Source organism: Sebaldella termitidis ATCC 33386 (genome assembly GCF_000024405.1).
GTDB lineage: Bacteria > Fusobacteriota > Fusobacteriia > Fusobacteriales > Leptotrichiaceae > Sebaldella > Sebaldella termitidis.
In genome coordinates this window covers 3,608,240-3,625,666 of the sequence record NC_013517.1, presented here as the reverse complement: position 1 = coordinate 3,625,666, position 17,427 = coordinate 3,608,240, and the positions used below count along the sequence as shown (strand labels likewise).

Here is a 17,427-nt window from a genome sequence, read left to right as displayed (position 1 = left end):
ACTTACATCTTACAGACAGTTATTATACACCTGAAATTCAGAAGTGCACTTTTATATAATCATGATTAATCTGTACTTTCTCTTAAAACCAGCTGAACAGATTCCAGCTGATATTTATCCACCTGTTCTCTTTTGCCGTTAATTATATCAAGCAGGCTGTCAACAGTTCTTTGGGCAAGTTTGGAAGTATTCTGTTTTACAGACGACAGCTTAGGTTTGCAGTAATATGCACCGGAGGTATTGTCAAAACCTATAAGCTTTATATCTTCCGGAATATTTTTACCCAGCTGAGGCAGGATATCCAGAAGAACAAGGGCAATATTATCATTAACAGCAAAAATACCGTCAATATCAGGGTTGCTTTTCAGATATTTTTTTATTACAGAGACTTTGTTATCTGTCTTTTCTGCGGGTAAGTATAAAAAATTATTCTTTTCATTATACTGGATACTATTTTTTTTGAGCGCATCTTTGAATCCCTTTAAGCGTTCCCGGGAAGCAGAAGAAGTTTTTCTGTGGAGAGCGATACACAGATTCTTACAGTTTTTGGATAAAAGCAGTTCTGTAGCTTCAAAAGCTCCCTGATAATGATTTGAAGATATAAATATAGTAGATTCAGGGTTTTTAGGCATTCTGTCAATACATATTAACGGGAAATCGGAATTTATATTTCCCAGTTCGAACTGTTCAGCTCCGGAAATAACTATCAGACCATCGATCATCTTACTTTCAAGCATTTTTAAATATGCTTTTTCCTTGGAGCTGCTTCTGGCAGTATTGCATATAATAGTAGCATAGCTTCTTTCAAATAATAGTTCTTCAATTTTCTGGACAATATCTGCAAAAAAGAAATTTCCTATATCAGGAACAATTATTCCGATAGAATGGGATCTGCTCATTCTGAGGCTTTTGGCAATATTATTTGCTTCATATCCTGTTTCATTTATCACTTTCAGTACCTTTTCCCTGGTCTCGGCAGAAAAGCCGCTTCTGTTATTTATTACTCTTGAAACAGTGGCAACTGAAACATTACTTAATTTTGCGATTTCTTTAATGGATAGATTCTTCTTTTTCATATATTTTCCTCCAACTTGTGTGAACAATTACTGTATCTTTAATCTCATTATGTCACAAACTACAGTATTTTTCAATAAAAACTATTTATAAATAAAATATTGACAGAAAAAGTTAATAATGATATTATTTTGTATAAGGAAAAACGATTACCCAAAATTTAGGCAACTATAATTTTTTTTAGAAATTTAAAGAAAACGATTACTCAAAAAAATTGTAAAAAATATCTGATATAATCAAAAGATTTTCTTTTGAAGTATTATCCGGATCAAGATTGCTTTATCTTTGGAGATGGAAAAAATTACGGATTTTATTGTTGCTGTAACTATACTGCTTAGTAGAAATAAGATATTTAATAAATAAGTTACCACATAGTTATATCAATTATATACTTAATATATCAGTTAAGATGAATGGAGGAAGAAATGAAATTAGCAATAGGAAGTGATCATGTCGGATTGGAATTAAAGCCGATAATTATTGATTATTTGAAAGAGCTGGGACATGAAGTGGAAGATTTTGGTCCGTATACAGCAGAAAGAACAGATTATCCTGTTTATGGCAAAAAGGTAGCAGAGGAAGTAGTAAGCGGTAATTTTGATCTTGGAATTTTGATATGCGGTACAGGAGTAGGAATCTCTATAGCTGCCAATAAAGTAAAGGGAATACGTGCTGTGGTGTGCAGCGAGCCTTACTCGGCAAAGTTATCAAGAGAGCATAATAATACAAATATACTGGCTTTTGGTGCAAGAGTCATAGGAAGCGAGCTTGCCAAGATGATAGTAAAAGAATGGCTTGATGCCGAATTTGAAGGTGAGCGTCATGCGAACCGTGTAAAAATGATAAGTGAAATAGAAAACGAAAGATAGAAAGAACATATAAAAGTAAGGTATTTGTCGAAAACAGTGTTTATAATGATTTTTCGGGTATTAAATTCGGGGAGCCCGCAAAAGTTTTTATAATATAAATGGAAACCACCTAGAAAATTAGAGAGTTAGACCATTATTTCGATTCATAGAAATGAGAAAAACTATGGAAATAATCCGGGGGAATTAGTAAGGGTTTATTAAAGAGGATTTGTTTTTAGACTGGTTCAGACGGAGTATGTTATTTTGCAAAGAAAATAATTATAAAAATATAACAACTGAATCGAAAAGCATGGATTTGCAGAAGTAAGACCATGAATACAGCTGTGGTTATAAAAAAGACCTGATGAAAATCAACGGGTCTTTTTTATTATTCATGATAATCGGTTACTCTTCTTTTATAGAAAAATAAGCAAAGCAGAACAGTTACCGTAAGGGATATGAGAAATATCCGGATATCAGGACCTTCAAGACTTTCGGTTCCGGGCTGTTTCGCTGCGGTAACCGCCATTATATTATTGGAAAAATGAAGGATAACAGGTATCCAGAGATTTTGCGTCCAGCTGTAAACCAGACCGAACATAATACCTAAAAATGAAGCATATATAAACTGGACAATATTAAAATGGTATATTCCGAATAGCAGACCCTGAATAATTACAGCAGGAATCACAGGCATAATTTGCTTTAATTCATGGAAAATCATACCTCTGAATATAATTTCTTCAATTAAAGGAGCAGTAATTGCAAGAGCCAGAACTAAAAAAACAGTATTTGTCTCTCCTATCCAGAAATTAAGCGACTGATATTTCAGGATATGATATTCAAAAAAATCAATTTTTGCCAATACTGCTGTTAAGGAAGAATTCAGCAGGCAAATAGATATACCGAGGATGAAAGCTGTCGGAATATATGAAAATTTCAGTTTTTTAAAATTACATATTTTAATTATTTTCATTTTTCGCAGAAAAAATATTCCCTGATAAGCAATAAACGAGAGTATTGCTGATAATATAACCGTGATACATAGTACAGTGCCGATTCCATTTATATGAAAATCTGTTGTTTTATAAATAACAATCCCTGTAATAAACTGGAAGAAGTAATAAATAGTACAGTATAAAATTGTAAGTAATGTTGCTTTTATTATTTTCATGTTATTTCTCCTTTTATTTAAATTATAAAAATCCGTTGATATAACTATACAGTTTATAATTATATTTTTCAAGTCTTTATTATATTTTTTCAGTAAACGGGCGGTCTCTACGAGCAGTTTAAGTATTGGTATTTATGAACTATTGATATATTTTACAGCTTTATCTTTATATAATATAAAAATAATTTTAAATTTATATATTATGATTTAAAGATAAAAAAATTAATTTTAAAATTTTTTTAAAATAATAAATAATTAAAAAAGATTTCCGGAAGATAAATTTTTCAAAAAAAATCATAAGGAAGTAAAATTATACTGTATAATTTTTAGAAATAAAAATACATAACGGTTAAATTAGTCAGGAAATTTTTTGAAGTATTTTTTCTAAGAAATTCAAATAAATTTATAAAATGATTATTTTAAAATGTTTTTATTTATTTCATAAAATTAATAAATAATAATAATAAATAATAAAAAAAACAATTTGATATTAATTTTAAGCGTTGCTTTTTAAAAATTATGTTGTATAATAAAAAGTAGATTGTTTTGAAACATTCTAAAAAGGAGGTGACAGTGTGAAACATGTGATATTAGTGAGTCATGGAACATTTGCCCCCGGACTTCATAATGCTCTGAATATGCTTGCAGGAGCTAAGAAGGAAGAGCTGAAAAGTACCAGCTTACAGGATGGAATGGGTATTGATATTTTTGAAAATAATTTTACAGATTTGATTAAAGATATCACAGAAAAAGATAAAATAGTACTGCTTGCTGATATTATAGGAGGTTCTCCTATGACTGCGGCGCTTAATATTCTTACGGAAAAAGGATTCATAAAAAATACCGCTGCATTCGGAGGGATGAACCTGTCAATGGGACTTACGGCAGTGCTGGAGGACGAGCATGATATGGAAGCTTTGAAAAAAGCAATATTAAGTGAAGCATTAGAGTCAGTAGCAGAATTTCAATTTGACTTTTCTGGTGAAGAGGAAGAAATCTAAAAAAGAAGGAGATTACTATGGCAGTTTCATTTGTAAGAATAGACGACAGGATGATACACGGACAGACATGTACACGTTGGGCACTGGAATATCCATGTGACGGACTTGTTGCCGTAAATGATCTGGCAGCAACAAATCCTACACTGAAAGCAGCATATAAAAATGCCAGCGGAAAAAAGACATTTGTATGGACCTATGACGAATGGAAGGAAAAATGTCAGAAAGTACTGGATAGTAAAGACCGTTATTTTCTGATAACAAAAGAACCGATATTAATGGCTAAAATACTTGTGGACGATAAATTTGATCCGGGAGTAAGAGAAGTAAATATAGGACCCTGCAACGACAGACCAGGAGCTGTAAAGCTGGGAAATAACCAGTCCATCACACAGGAAGAAGCAGAGGCAATAGAAAGAATTATGCAGGCAGGTTATAATGTGGAATTTGCACTGCTGAAAGATGAAGCAATAGGAAACTGGAAAAAATTCAGAGATAAATTCGGATTTAAATAGTCATATTTTTAATAAATAATTTTCACAGCTTAATATTTTTACAATTAATTTTATCACATAAAAATTTATTTTTCTGTAAGGCATAAAATTTAAATAATGTATAAATAGAAAGGAAATGTGATTAACTATGCATATTAATCTGATTCAGGCAGTTTTACTGGGAATTTTTGCCTGCTTGTCAAGCATGCCCGGACTGGGAGGAACAACTATAGGAAATTATACTTTAGGGCGTCCGCTGGTGGCAGGACTGGTAGTCGGTATTATTTTAGGAGATATAAAAAGCGGAATTATAGTAGGAGCGGCAATACAGGTAATTTATATAGCACTTGTAACGCCGGGCGGTACAGTATCAGCAGATGTTCGTGCCATCAGCTACATTGGTATACCTCTTGCCATAGTGTCTATAAAGGGACTTGGCATAGATCCCAGTACTACTGAAGCAACACAGCTTGCAGCAGCACTGGGGGCAGCAGTGGGAACCTTAGGAACAGTATTATTTTATGGTACGGCAACAGTAAACCTGCTTTGGCAGCATATAGGATGGAAATCTATAGAAAAAGGCAACTTTAAGAATCTTTATTTCGTAAATATGGTTTATCCGTGGATCTCGCATATAATCTGCAGTTTTATACCTACATTCATAATAACGATATCAGGTGAATATATGGTTCAGATTATTAAGAATTATCTTCCTATGGACGGTATTGCGATGAAAACGCTGTTTACAGTGGGAAGTCTGCTGCCGGCAGTAGGGATAGCAATTTTATTAAAACAGGTAGTCACAAAGCCTACGGATCTAATAACATTTTTCTTCGGGTTTACGCTCGCGGCAAGTATGGGGGTAAATCTTATAGGAGCAGCTATAGTAGGCGGATTTTTTGCAATTCTTTATTATAATATAAAACTGGTGGGACTAAAAAAAGCAACAGTATCAGCAGTTGATGATGAAGAGGAGGATATATAATGGCTAGAAAAGAAGTATCTAAAAAAGCACTGACAAAATCTTTCTGGAACTGGTTTTATGGAAATCTTACCTGTTTTTCACAGGAGCATATGCAGACATTTGGTTATCTTGTATCGATGCTGCCTATAGTTGATGAATTATATGATGATAAAGAGGAAAAGCAAAAAGCAATGGAAACATATACTGCTTTCTTCAATACAGAGCCTCAGATCGGGACTGTGGTAGTGGGGATAACTGCAGGACTGGAAGAAGCAAGAGCTAACGGAGAGCAGATAGACAGTGAAATGATAAACGGGATACGTGCGGGTCTTATGGGACCTTTGGCAGGTATCGGAGATTCGCTTATTGTAGGAACTCTGATTCCGATACTTTTAGGTATCGGACTGGGACTTTCGGGAGGCGGATCACCTCTTGGAGCGATCTTCTATATTATAGTATGGAATATACTGGCTATATCGGGTATGAGACTCTTATACTTTAAGGGATATGAGCTGGGAGGTAAAGCAGTAGAAGTAATAGTGGGTGAAAAAGCCACTGCAATAAGAGAATCTGTAATCATGGTAGGAACTATAGTTATAGGAGCTGTTGCAGCTACATGGATAAATATAACAACTTCTTTTAAACTTAGTAATGCCGAAGGCGGTACAATTATAGATCTGCAGAAAACGTTTGACGGGATATTTCCAAAGCTGCTGTCAGCGATTACTGTGATATTCTGCTGGTGGCTGATGAAAAAGAAAAAGATGTCACCGACTACAGTAATGCTTATTCTTGTGGTTATAGCATTTGTGGGAGTTCTTCTCGGATTCTTTAATCCAGGACTTACTTATTAAAAATTTATAGATTTATATAATGGTTACACAGTTTTGAAATTAATGCTGTGTAACCAAATTTAATATTTCAGGGAGGATTTGTCATGAATTCCAAGGAATTAACTGTAGAAGCTTCATTACAGGCAAAAGAAATAAAAAAACTGGAAAAATGGTTAAGAATGTTTCTTTCGGTTTCAAGTATTTTTTTGGTAACTGCATACTGGGGATTTCAGGGAAAAGGGCTTCGCTTTGCCGCTGGCGTGACAGGAATTATATTAACGGCAGCTTGTTTTCTGCTTGCAGCAGTAATTAATCTGGGAATAAAAAAAGGAAGGGAAAATATACGCCGTATGCTGAATCTCGCGGAAAATTCCGATGTTTAGCAGTGCTTTTCTGCCGGTTTTAACGAAAAGCAGATCAAGTTATGCTATAATTAGTTAATTGAATATTCTTTCACCAGTACAAAATTTTAAAATGATTTTGATTTACTCAAAAAAATTATGAATTATACGTATTTACGGAAGTTTGATAAATTTATAAATAAATATACTATTGTAAAAATATTGGGATAAAGGCAATAGTAAATATCTTAGATAATTTATTAAATTTCTGTATGAAAACAAAATTTAAGATCAAAAAGGAGAGTAAACAATGATAAAAATGGTAGTAGCTGATATGGACGGAACAAGTCTGGGATTAAATGAAGCAATATCGGAAAAAAACAGTGCAACTGTAAAAAGAGTATTGGAAAGCGGAAGAGAATTTTTATTTGCATCAGGCAGACCTGCTTTTGGAATGCTGGGACTTATAAAAAAAGCAGGACTTGATGATAAGATAAGATACTTTATAGCATATAACGGCGGAATAATTCATGATATAAAGGAAGGAAAAAATCTTTATGTAAAAAAACTGGATTTTAATATTATAAAAGAAGTATATGATATCATTATGAAAAATAAAATAGATATTAGTTTTTGTATTCATGAAAAAAATCTCATATATATAACACAGGATAACGAAGAGCTCGAAGTGGAGGTTTCAAGCAACCATCAGACAAAGGTATTTATAAAGGATATAAATGATTATAAAGATATTGATTTCATGAAAATACTGCTGGTGGGAAAAAGAGAAAATCTGGAAACAGCAGCGGCTAAATTACAGGAAAGTGCTGTGAGCAATGATATAAAGACAATGTTTTCACTGGATTTTCTTCTTGAAGTAGTACCGGCAGGTTCTGATAAATCTGTTGCTTTAAAGTGGTTTTCTGAATATTCGGGAATACCTTTATCAGAAATACTTTCAATAGGCGACGGGGAAAATGACATAGAAATGCTCAAGGAATCTGGGTATAGTGCTGCAATGCAGAATGCTTACGAGCATGTAAAGAAATCAGCGGATTATGTAACGGAAAAAGATAACAATGCAGACGGCTTGACTGAAGCTATAGAACATTTTATAAAATTTTAGCAGAAAATATAAAAGAAAAATTGCTCTGGAATTACAGGAGCAATTTTTTATTTTTAGAAACTTATTAAGTATTATTATTTCAGACGACCCTAAGAATTTGGAATATTCAAATTTGGTTTGCTGTAAGTCGTCTATATTTCAGATAACTGTTTTTCATTAAATGCTCTTTCTCTGAGCTACAGTTGTTTCCAACTGGCAGGACTTGAACCTGCGACCCTTTAATCCCTTAGAAAATATGTGCTGTTAGTTATCTATTTTCAGACAGCAGTCTTGTGAATGCTGACACTCTATTATTTAAGCTACATCTTTTGACGGCAGGATTCACACCTGCACCTTCAGCTCGGATATCAAGTTAGTTGCTGTTAGCTGTCTATATTAATAATTATACTATAAGTATCCAGTTATATCAAGGGTATTTAATATATATTTTATTTTTTGAATTATTATATTAAAAATAAACTTATTCATTTATGGGGAATTTTTCAATAAATGAGAGAACATACTGTACAGGATTTGACACATCATTAAGCATTCCCAACATTTGCGGATTATATCCGGATAAAAGTACAGTACCATTATTATGCATAGTTACTGGAAAAGTCATATTTCGTGTATTTAAATTCCAGAATACTATTTGTGGCAATGTAACTTCTTGTTTTGAAAATTCTTTTTCCCATGTATCGAAATTAGTAACAGTATTTACACCTGCATCAAATTCCATATCTGAAAGAATGAGAATATTTTTAGGGAGATCTTCTTTATTTGCACCGGATTTTACAGTATTTAAAATTAATTCGAAAACTTTATTTATATTTGTAGTATAACCCCACGAGGCTTTTTTTAGATTGTTTAATATTTCCAGAAGATTTTCTCCTTCTAATTTTACAAATTCGGGATTTTCAGAGAAAGTTAGAAAAATATCTCTGAAATCCGACTTATTTTTTTGTGCAAAATAAGTACCTAATGCTAAAGCGTGGTAAATACTATCGCTTAAATTATACATAGAGCCACTAACGTCTATAACAGGAAGATAGCTCACATCCGGTGCAAAATCTTTTAGATTTTTCCATGCCAGTTCAAGAGTAGTATCATAAGAATTCTTAAGTATTTTCAAAACAATATCACTTGGTGTTGATACAGAGGTATTTATTTTGGCTTTATTATTCGCAACATCTTCAAGATAGAGATTATATCTGGAATTGTCATGCCTTGAAAATGCATTTCTGTATATAAGTGCAGCTCTGGAAGGTACTTTTTCATATTCAATTTCATGCCATTTATTGGCTGTCATCTGGCTTTCCACTACTTTATTATTTTGAGTTATAAATTTTCTATATTCTTTTGGCTTCATTTTCCAGAAATTCATAAGAATATATGCATAGTTTTTTAGGGATTTATTATCTCTTGGAAGCCATTTAGCAAATAGCTGATTTTTTTCAATATTATTTTTTATAAAAAAAGCAGTCTGTTCGGCAATTTTTGTATCCAGAAGAGTAAGCAAATCATCAACTCTTCCATATTCGATAACTTTATCAAGATTTTTTATTATAAGATCTGGAGAAATATCAGCCAGATAATATAGTAATTTTTTTGGGACGGCTCTTTCACCCATGCCATTTCGAGGGTCTCTTAAGGCAAAAATAGCTTTGAGTGCAGTATTAGCACCATATTTTTCTATTATCTCCTTTAACAGATTATTTAGCCTGGAGTGGTCATTTCTGTAATAAAGTACTAAAAAAAATAAATCCGTTAGCGGATCTAATGAACTTTTATACGCTGGGGCATTTTTTTCAGTTCTTTTTAAATTCCCCAATAAGTTTATAAATGTATTCATAACACACCTCTTTTCTTCATAGTTATTTTAACATTAATATTGAAAAAGTCAATAATCAAAACCAAAAAAATTAATTGAATGGAAAAATTTTTTTATGATACAGCATTATAAATACTTTGAAAAATATATATTTTCAATGATTTCTGCTGTTGTTTCTAAATTATATATTTTTTATATCAAATTTTGAAAATTTATATTTAAAACTTTTTTCCAAAAAAAGAAAAAACAATTCCTTTGCAATTCCTTTACAGATTATTTACATAAAATTTATTATCAAAATATACTTGAATATCTGAAAATACTGTCTAAAAAATAACAAAAAATTCAGATGGATGTAAAAAAATAATAAAGATACAGTAAACACCCTGTAAACAAGGGTTTTATTTTATAAAAGATAATGATAACATTGTGTCATAAAAAATCAGGTAATAATCTGGGAACAGGAGAAGAATATGGAAGAAAAGCATTATAAGCTGCTTACGCCGGGACCTTTATCCACAAGCAGCAGAGTAAAAAATGTCATGCTTAAAGACTGGTGTACTTGGGATAATGAGTATAAGGAACTGGTTCAGAATATGAGAAAAAAAATTCTTGAAGCAGGAGGGGCAGATACTGATGTATATACCGCTGTTCCAATGCAGGGAAGCGGGACATTCGGGGTAGAGGCAATGATCGGAAGTGTAATAAAGGATGAAGATAAGCTTCTTATTTTGTCAAACGGCGTTTATGGAAAAAGAATAAAAGAAATAGCAGATATAGCAAATAAAAATTATGAATATATCGAATTTTCGTATGATACATGTATAGATAAAAAGTCAGCTAAAAAAGTAATAGAAAACAGTATGGCAACGCATATAGTACTGGTACACTGTGAAACAACAACTGGGATTCTGAATAATATTGATGAAATCGGCGAGCTTTGTAAAATAAACAACAGGGTATTTCTGGTAGATGCGATGAGCAGTTACGGAGGTATTCCAATAGATTTTGAAAAAAATAATATAGCTTTTCTTGTAAGCAGTTCAAATAAATGTATACAGGGTGTCCCCGGTTTTTCATTTATAATCTGCAAAAAAGAAGCAATCAAAGAATGCAAAAATATATCTCACAGCCTGTCGCTGGATTTATACGATCAGTGGGAAGTGATGGAAAAAGATTGCGGGAAATGGAGATATACCTCTCCTACACATGTGGTAAGAGCATTTTGTCAGGCACTGGAAGAATTGGAAGATGAGGGCGGGATCACCAAAAGATACAAAAGATACAGTGAAAATCAGAAAATATTGTCAGAAGGAATGGAAAAACTCGGGTTCAAATGCCTGATTCCTAAAAATATTCAGTCACCTGTTATTACTACATTTCAAAATCCTAAAAATGAAAAATATAGTTTTAAGGATTTTTATGATTTTTTAAAAAAAGAGGGATTTGTAATATATCCCGGCAGTATATCCGGCAAGAACATTTTTAGAATAGGAAATATCGGTGATATAAAAAAAGAAGATATGGAAAAACTGCTGAAAAGTATAGAGAAATATACAACGGAGGTATTAGGGTGGAAGAACTAAAGATAAAGGCATTAATTTTTGACTGGGCAGGAACAGTGATAGATTACGGCAGCTTTTCGCCAGTAAACGTATTTCTTTCTATTTTTTCAAAAAAAGGAGTGGAAATCACTGTAGAAGAAGCAAGAAAGCCAATGGGAATGCTTAAATATGACCACATAAAGGAAATTCTGGCTTTTTCAAGAGTAAGGGATAAATGGAAAGAGGTATATGGTAAAGAGCCGGAAAAATCTGATATAGATGAATTATATAAGAGCTTTGAGCCGGCTGTTCTTGAAATAATTGATAAATACAGCAAACCGTTTGGAAATAATGCGGAAATAATAGAAAAGCTTAAAAATAAAGGCTACAAAATCGGCTCTACAACAGGCTATACCAAAAATATGATGGATATAGTAACCAGAGTAGCCGGAGAAAACGGTTATAATCCTGATTTCTGGATAACACCTGATCTTATCGGGAATTACGGCAGACCGTATCCGTATATGATTTTTCAAAATCTAATAAAACTGGAAATAATGAATGTAAAGGAAGCCGTGAAAATCGGAGATACCATTGTAGATATAGAAGAAGGACGAAATGCCGGAGTGTGGAGTGTGGGAGTAATAGAAGGGAGCAGTCTTTCAGGACTTTCTGAAGAAGAGTTCGACAGTTTGTCTGCGGAAGAAAAAAAAGCCTTGAGAATAAAAGTGAAAAATGAATATTTTAAAGCCGGGGCACATTATACAATAGATAATCTTTCGGAAATATTTAATATAATAGAATTAATAAATATAAGGCTTGGGAAAAATACAACAGACAGGACAAGTGAATAAAAATGGAGGAAAAAATAACAGAGTCACTTAAAAGAGAAGGGGATATAAATATTTCAGAATACAGAAAAATATGGCAGAAAAAAAATATATCAAAAGAGACACAAAAAATACTTGACGATGACAGCTCTTATTTTATTCATCAGTCATTATCCACACCTTGTCTGAATGTAGTAAAAAGTGTAAACGGAATTTATATTGAAGATACCGACGGCAGAAAGTACATGGATTTTCATGGAAACAGCCTGCATCAGCTCGGATATAACAATGAGGATATAGTCGAGAGTGTAAAAAGACAAATGGAGAAGCTTTCATTTTCACCAAGAAGATATACAAATGAAGCAGCAGTAAAGCTGGCAGAAAAATTATGTACTTCAATGGGTGAAAAAGAATACAAAACACTTTTTACTACAAGCGGGGCAGCTTCAATGAGCATTGCATTAAAACTGGCCAGAAAATATACCGGCAACTATAAAACAATATCTTTATGGGATTCTTTCCATGGAGCAACACTGGACACTATTTCAATAGGAGGTGAAAGTGTTTTCAGGAAGAATGCCGGACCGCTTATGCCCGGAACAGAGCATATAATGCCTTATAATTCTTACAGATGTATGTTTGGCAGCTGCGGACAATGTCAGCTTAAGTGTCTTGATTATTTGGAATATATTATTGAAAGGGAAGGGGACATATGTGCTGTAATTATGGAAACTGTGAGGAGTACAGATGTTCAGATTCCTCCTGTGGAATATTACAAAAGATTAAGGGAGATATGCAGCAGATATAATGCAGTAATGATTTTGGACGAAATTCCCACAGCACTCGGCAGAACAGGAAAAATGTTTGCTTTTCAGAACTACGGGATAGAGCCTGATATTCTGGTGATAGGAAAAGGACTTGGCGGCGGACTGATACCTATGTCAGCTGTAATAGCCGATAAAAAAATGGATATATGTCAGGACAGTGCTCTGGGACATTTTACCCATGAAAAAAATCCTCTTGGAAGTGCTGCAGCATTAGCCCTGATAGAGAAAATAGAAAATGACGGAATTTTGAATTATGTAAGAAAGATGGGCAGATTTTTTCTTGAAAGGCTGACAGAATTGTATAATAAATATGAAAAAATAGGAGATATAAGAGTAATAGGACTAATGGGAGCTGTAGAGCTGGTAAAAAACAGGGATACAAAAGAAAAAGCAGGAGAGCTTGCAGAAAAAATAATGTACAGATGTCTTGACAAAGGACTTAGTTTCAAAGTATCACAGGGAAATGTCCTTACATTAATGCCGCCTCTGATAATTACAAAAGAAGAGCTTAGTCATGCGGTAATACTTCTAGATGAAGCGTTTAGTGAAGAATTGTCGGGAGATGATATAAGATGAAATTTGATGTTTATCCTAAAATTTTTGAAACACATAAAAAAGAGATTTTAAATATAAAATTATTGTATGAAAAAGAAACTTCTAATGAATATTTTGTAGAAATATATGGAATGGATACAGGAGAAAAAAGAATATTAGCACTAAAGCCAAAAAACAGAATTTTATCAACAGAATTGAAACTGAAAAAAGAACAGGAATACAGAATAATTATAAAAGATAAAGATAACATCGGAATAAATGAAGGATTTTCTGTTTATGCCTGTGATAAGGATTTGTTTTATAAAAATCCTTACAAGGGTGATCTGCATATGCATACAAACAGGTCTGACGGTTTGGAATGTCCGGAATATGTGGCTCTTAATATGAGGAAAATGGGATTCGATTTTATAGCAATTACTGATCACAGGAATTATAACGCTTCGCTTGAAGCTGTAGAAAGCTTTAAAAATATAAAAAGTGATTTTCTGATACTTCCCGGAGAAGAGGTTCATCCTCCTGATAATTATGTACATATTATTAATTTCGGTGGTAAGGAAAGTATAAATGAAAAAATGAAGGATGAGGAAACTTACCGGAAAGAAGTAGAGGAAATTATACAAAATCTGGAGGATTTTCCGGAATTCATTGATAAATATGTTTATGCTTCCTGCGTATGGTGTTTTGAGAAAATAAGGGAATCCGGGGGCCTTTCGATATTCTGCCATCCTTTCTGGATAACAAAAAATATTTATAATGTACCATTAAATCTGGTAGACTACATGTTTGAAAAAAAACCGTTTTGTGCATTTGAGCTTTTGGGTGGTCATGAAACGGAATCAAACAATCTTCAGACCGCTTATTATAATAACAGCAGGGAAAAACAACAGAAAATTCCCATAGTCGGGGTAAGCGATGCACATGGTATTCATAACAGTTATGCAGGATGGTTTTATACGGTTGTTTTTTCAGAAACTCTTACCTTGGATGATCTGAAAAAGAATATAAAAAAATTTTATTCGGTAGCAGTAGAGAGTATACCAAATGAAGGTACCAGAATTTACGGCGAATTCAGGCTTGTAAAATTTACAGAATTTCTTTTAAGGGAATACTTTCCTGTCCATGATAACAGATGCTTTATTGAAGGAAGTATTATAGAAAATGAGAAGACTGAAGAAACGGCAGATTTTCAAGGGGAGCTTTTAGAAGGTCTGCTTAATAAATATTATAATAGAAATCAAGGAGGAAAAATATGAAAAAACTATTATTGTTAAGCCTGCTGGGATTGGTTTTTATAACAGCATGCGGGAAAAAACAAGCAATAGATCCAAATACACCAGCAGATATAGAACAGGCTAAAAAAGAGGGGAAATATGTAACTTACGGACAGCCTGATGACTGGGCAAACTGGAAAGGGGTTTTTGAAAAGTTTAATTCTATATTTGGAAATACCCGTGTGGATACTGATATGAGCAGTGCTGAGGAAATAACAAAATTTAAGGCAGAAGCAAACAATCCGCAGGCTGATTCTGCGGAAATAGGAATGGTATGGGGGAAAATAGCAGTAACAGAGGGCGTAACGCTCCCGTATAAAAATGCTAACTGGGATAAAATACCGGACTGGGCAAAGGATAAGGACGGAAATTTTACCGGGCTTTATGTAGGAGTACCTGTAATTTTGGTTAATAAAGATCTTGTGAAAAATATTCCTACATCTTGGGAGGATTTAAAAAAGCCTGAATATAAAAACAGTATTGTCATAGCTGATCCCCGTTCATCAGGTTCAGGGGTAAATATGGTTCTTGCAGTGGCTTACGCACTTGGAGGGGATGTAAAAAATCTTGATCCTGCATTTAAATATTTTGCAGAGCTTCAAAAACTGGGAAATATAAAGAATATAAAAGGGAGTACGGCAAATATACAAAAAGGCGAAGTACCCATAACTATACAATATGACTTTCTTGCTCTTGGAAATAAAAGAAAGCTGGCAAATGAAGTAAATCTGGAAATAGTATTTCCCAAGGAAGGTTCTATATATGCTCCCGGAGCTTTGATTCTGAATAAATATGCACCGCATCCGAATCTTGCAAAAGCATTTGCTGATTTTGTTACTTCTGATGAAGGACAGCTTGAATTCGCCAAAGGCGGGGCAATGCCTGTAAGAGCAGTAGCAGGGAATCTGATTATTCCCGAGGAAATAAAAAAACAGATGCTTCCTGACAGCTTTTATAAAAAAGTAGGCAAGCCGCAGAGCTGGAGTGAAATAACACCTGATGTAATTGCAGACAGATGGGAAAAAGAGGTTGTTTCACAATGAACAAGAGGAGAAAAGGAATAATTTTGACTGTTCCGTATATTGTACTGTCATTGTTTTTTCTGATTCTGCCATTAGTCGGTCTTATATTTAAGAGCTTTAGTCAGGGACTGGGTTCATGGATAAGAGTATTGTCAAATCCTTTGTATATAGAGGGATTAAAGAACAGCATGATATTGTCAGTCTGGGTAACGGCAGAGTCCGCGGCGGCAGGAAGTATAATAGCGGTATTATGGTATAAAAGGCTGGCAAAGCACAGCTGGTTCCTTTCATTTTTGAATTATTCCGCAAATAACGGCGGGATAGGGCTTGCCTTTGCATTACTCGCTACACTGGGGACAAATGGATTTTTGACAATTATTCTGAGAAGGATAGGGATTCGCATATATCCAAATTTTGATATAGTCTCATTAACAGGAATTCACTTTGCATATCTGAGTTTTTTAGTACCGTATATGACAATTTTATTTCTTCCGGCAGTGGGTTCCTTAAAGCCGGAATGGTGGAGTGCAGCATGTACTCTGGGAGCCGGAAAGAAAAGATATATACTGAAAATAGCCGGACCTGTTCTTTTTCCGTCTTTTATGGCATCTACAACACTGGTATTTCTTACATCTCTGGGAACATATGCTACAGCACAGGCTATTTCTTCAGACAGAATAAATCTGATAACCATACAGATAGGATATCTGATGCAGATGTCGCTGTTCAGGCAGGTAGATGCCTATACGATTTCAATACTTTTATTTCTCATAATGATGATATTTATAGTTATATATAAAAAAACAAATGAAAAAGCCGGCAGGTGGTTAAGATAATGGAAAATGAAAATTATATGGAAATTACACTGGATAATTCTGAAGTAAAAAAATGGAAATTAAGTGTAAAGACAAACTATGAAAAGATTTTATTTTATATTGTGACAGGTTTATTTTTAATCTATACAATATTTCCTGTAATATCAGTAGTACTGTTTTCAGTTTCGGGAAAATGGAATATGACATTGCTTCCGGAAGTATGGTCGCTTAATGCATACAGGGAGTTATTCATGAATTCTCTGTTTTGGTCATCATTCGCCCGAAGCTTTCTGGTCTCATTTCTTGTAGTTTTAATGGATATTCTGATAATAACAGCAGCTTTATTAGGTGTGGAGCTTTCCGGAAATAAAAAAATGATGACGCTGCTGGAAACAATTTCTATAATACCGGTAGCTCTTCCTGGAGTGGTTCTGGCCTTATCCACGGTAACATTTTATGGAGAGGCTTTCCCGCTTTTGCTGGGAAGTCCGGTACTGCTGATTTTCAGTGAAGCTGTTTTTGCTTTTCCGTTTATGCTCTGGTCTTTGAAAAATACTTTTATGAGTATTAATGCCGGAGTTCTTTATGACGCTTCATGTACACTGGGAGTACCCACATGGAAATTTATTCTGAAAATACTGGTTCCTTCTTTGAAAAAAGGAATGCTTACAGGAGGAATTATGGTGTTTACCACTACATTTAATAATTTTGCTCTGGCACAGCTGATAGTAGGATCAGGCTGGGAAACATATCAGGTATTTCTGAATAAATTAATGAGAATCGACGGTCATATGGCAAGTGCCATGGTTCTTACAGGTACTGCAATGACATTTATACTTGTGGCAGTATGCTCACTTACAGGAAAGATATTAAAAAATCAGTGAATTTAGAAAAGAGG

At 33.7% G+C, this 17,427-nt stretch carries 17 protein-coding genes; 14 read left to right on the top strand and 3 right to left on the bottom strand.

Features of this window, described 5'->3' with window-relative positions:
* Positions 1-65: 65 nt before the first annotated feature.
* A complete protein-coding gene (locus tag STERM_RS16945) occupies positions 66-1,076 on the bottom strand; it encodes a LacI family DNA-binding transcriptional regulator (protein WP_012862853.1) in 1,011 nt (336 codons plus the stop codon).
* A 423-nt stretch (positions 1,077-1,499) separates the two neighbouring features.
* On the opposite strand from STERM_RS16945, the gene rpiB reads away from it, so the two are divergent.
* Positions 1,500-1,943, top strand: coding sequence for a ribose 5-phosphate isomerase B (gene rpiB, locus STERM_RS16940; protein WP_012862852.1), 444 nt, complete (start codon positions 1,500-1,502; stop codon positions 1,941-1,943).
* A 367-nt stretch (positions 1,944-2,310) separates the two neighbouring features.
* On the opposite strand, the gene STERM_RS21420 is transcribed toward rpiB, so the two are convergent.
* Positions 2,311-3,096: a CPBP family intramembrane glutamic endopeptidase gene (locus STERM_RS21420; protein WP_012862851.1), complete on the bottom strand. Its 786-nt coding sequence runs from the start codon at positions 3,094-3,096 to the stop codon at positions 2,311-2,313.
* 575 nt (positions 3,097-3,671) lie between these two features.
* Here STERM_RS21420 and STERM_RS16930 point away from each other — a divergent pair.
* From STERM_RS16930 to STERM_RS16905, 6 genes are all read left to right on the top strand, one after another.
* A complete protein-coding gene (locus tag STERM_RS16930) occupies positions 3,672-4,097 on the top strand; it encodes a PTS sugar transporter subunit IIA (RefSeq protein ID WP_012862850.1) in 426 nt (141 codons plus the stop codon).
* A 17-nt stretch (positions 4,098-4,114) separates the two neighbouring features.
* Positions 4,115-4,609 (top strand): PTS sugar transporter subunit IIB, encoded by a 495-nt coding sequence (locus STERM_RS16925; protein ID WP_012862849.1) that lies wholly within the window; start codon positions 4,115-4,117, stop codon positions 4,607-4,609.
* Between the two features lie 127 nt (positions 4,610-4,736).
* Entirely contained in the window at positions 4,737-5,573 is an 837-nt protein-coding gene (locus STERM_RS16920) for a PTS mannose/fructose/sorbose/N-acetylgalactosamine transporter subunit IIC (RefSeq protein WP_012862848.1), read from the top strand.
* Positions 5,573-6,406, top strand: a complete 834-nt coding sequence (locus STERM_RS16915; RefSeq protein ID WP_012862847.1) for a PTS system mannose/fructose/sorbose family transporter subunit IID — start codon at positions 5,573-5,575, stop codon at positions 6,404-6,406. The genes STERM_RS16920 and STERM_RS16915 overlap by 1 nt, the downstream gene beginning before the upstream one ends.
* A gap of 83 nt (positions 6,407-6,489) precedes the next feature.
* Positions 6,490-6,768, top strand: coding sequence for a hypothetical protein (locus STERM_RS16910; RefSeq protein WP_012862846.1), 279 nt, complete (start codon positions 6,490-6,492; stop codon positions 6,766-6,768).
* 268 nt (positions 6,769-7,036) lie between these two features.
* The gene (locus tag STERM_RS16905; protein WP_012862845.1) at positions 7,037-7,852 is read left to right on the top strand and encodes a Cof-type HAD-IIB family hydrolase; all 816 of its coding nucleotides are present in this window, start codon (positions 7,037-7,039) and stop codon (positions 7,850-7,852) included.
* Between the two features lie 460 nt (positions 7,853-8,312).
* On the opposite strand, the gene STERM_RS16900 is transcribed toward STERM_RS16905, so the two are convergent.
* Entirely contained in the window at positions 8,313-9,686 is a 1,374-nt protein-coding gene (locus STERM_RS16900; protein WP_012862844.1) for a DUF2828 family protein, read from the bottom strand.
* 452 nt (positions 9,687-10,138) lie between these two features.
* On the opposite strand from STERM_RS16900, the gene phnW reads away from it, so the two are divergent.
* The 7 genes from phnW to STERM_RS16865 are packed head-to-tail and all read left to right on the top strand — an operon-like array spanning position 10,139 to position 17,413.
* Positions 10,139-11,251, top strand: coding sequence for a 2-aminoethylphosphonate--pyruvate transaminase (gene phnW, locus STERM_RS16895; RefSeq protein ID WP_012862843.1), 1,113 nt, complete (start codon positions 10,139-10,141; stop codon positions 11,249-11,251).
* On the top strand, positions 11,239-12,063 hold the full coding sequence (gene phnX, locus STERM_RS16890) for a phosphonoacetaldehyde hydrolase (RefSeq protein WP_012862842.1): 825 nt from the start codon (positions 11,239-11,241) through the stop codon (positions 12,061-12,063). Before phnW ends, phnX begins: the two co-directional genes overlap by 13 nt.
* Before the next feature lie 2 nt (positions 12,064-12,065).
* Complete coding sequence (locus tag STERM_RS16885) at positions 12,066-13,442, top strand: aspartate aminotransferase family protein (RefSeq protein WP_012862841.1); 1,377 nt, start codon at positions 12,066-12,068, stop codon at positions 13,440-13,442.
* Positions 13,439-14,674: a PHP domain-containing protein gene (locus STERM_RS16880; RefSeq protein ID WP_012862840.1), complete on the top strand. Its 1,236-nt coding sequence runs from the start codon at positions 13,439-13,441 to the stop codon at positions 14,672-14,674. Before STERM_RS16885 ends, STERM_RS16880 begins: the two co-directional genes overlap by 4 nt.
* On the top strand, positions 14,671-15,735 hold the full coding sequence (locus tag STERM_RS16875) for an ABC transporter substrate-binding protein (RefSeq protein WP_012862839.1): 1,065 nt from the start codon (positions 14,671-14,673) through the stop codon (positions 15,733-15,735). Before STERM_RS16880 ends, STERM_RS16875 begins: the two co-directional genes overlap by 4 nt.
* Positions 15,732-16,550, top strand: coding sequence for an ABC transporter permease (locus STERM_RS16870; protein ID WP_012862838.1), 819 nt, complete (start codon positions 15,732-15,734; stop codon positions 16,548-16,550). The genes STERM_RS16875 and STERM_RS16870 overlap by 4 nt, the downstream gene beginning before the upstream one ends.
* Positions 16,550-17,413: an ABC transporter permease gene (locus STERM_RS16865; RefSeq protein ID WP_012862837.1), complete on the top strand. Its 864-nt coding sequence runs from the start codon at positions 16,550-16,552 to the stop codon at positions 17,411-17,413. Before STERM_RS16870 ends, STERM_RS16865 begins: the two co-directional genes overlap by 1 nt.
* The last annotated feature ends 14 nt before the right edge of the window (positions 17,414-17,427 follow it).